Here is an 837-nt window from a genome sequence, read left to right on the forward strand (position 1 = left end):
TCGGAATCTCGGTTGATTTCTCTTCCTCGGGGTACTTAGATGTTTCAGTTCCCCCGGTTTGCCTCCTGTTGCTATGTATTCACAACAGGATACTTACTTATGTAAGTGGGTTTCCCCATTCAGGAATCCCAGACTTAAAGGTTATTACTACCTAATCTGGGCTTATCGCAAGTTATTACGCCTTTCATCGCCTCTGACTGCCAAGGCATCCACCGTGTACGCTTAGTCACTTAACCATACAACCCGAAAAGGTCTTGTGTATGGCAACTAACCAAGGTTTTTGGTTGTCATTAAGAAGGGTTAATTCTCAATGACTGTTTGCCGGACTCAATGTGAATCAAACTAGGTTTGATTCGAATACAAGACACTTGAATGTGTTTGTTGTGTTTATACTGTTCTTATTAAATAAGAGTAGATAAACATTGAGAACTTTTAAATTTGATTGAATTACTCGTAAGTAATCAATCAGTCAGCTTTCCAAATTGTTAAAGAGCATGAGACTTTAAGAACCAGTGTTCTAAAATTCACATTTTCTAAAGACTCTCACAGTCGAAAAATCCAACCAGCGACATAAGAAGTGGTTTGGAGTTTAACTTCCAAGAATATTTAGAGAATGGTGGGCGATACCGGGCTCGAACCAGTGACCCCCTGCTTGTAAGGCAGGTGCTCTCCCAACTGAGCTAATCGCCCACGATAGTTCCTTTTGTCTTCACTTTTATAAAAGTGAAAATAAAAGCCATCCTTTACGCGGAGAAAGAATGGTGGGTCGTGCAGGATTCGAACCTGCGACCAATTGATTAAAAGTCAACTGCTCTACCAACTGAGCTAACGACCCAA

The 837-nt window shown here is 40.9% G+C and carries 2 tRNA genes and 1 rRNA gene; all 3 read right to left on the bottom strand.

The features are described 5' to 3' along the window. Window positions 1-236 (bottom strand): 23S ribosomal RNA (locus tag L1D22_RS22205); the annotation flags it as partial. Window positions 237-614: 378 nt separating this feature from the next. Further along, a tRNA-Val gene (locus L1D22_RS22210) sits at window positions 615-690 on the bottom strand. 69 nt (window positions 691-759) lie between these two features. Next, window positions 760-835 (bottom strand) — tRNA-Lys (locus L1D22_RS22215). Window positions 836-837: the final 2 nt, after the last annotated feature.

The organism is Vibrio sp. Isolate34, assembly GCF_022397915.1.
Classification (GTDB): Bacteria; Pseudomonadota; Gammaproteobacteria; order Enterobacterales; family Vibrionaceae; genus Vibrio.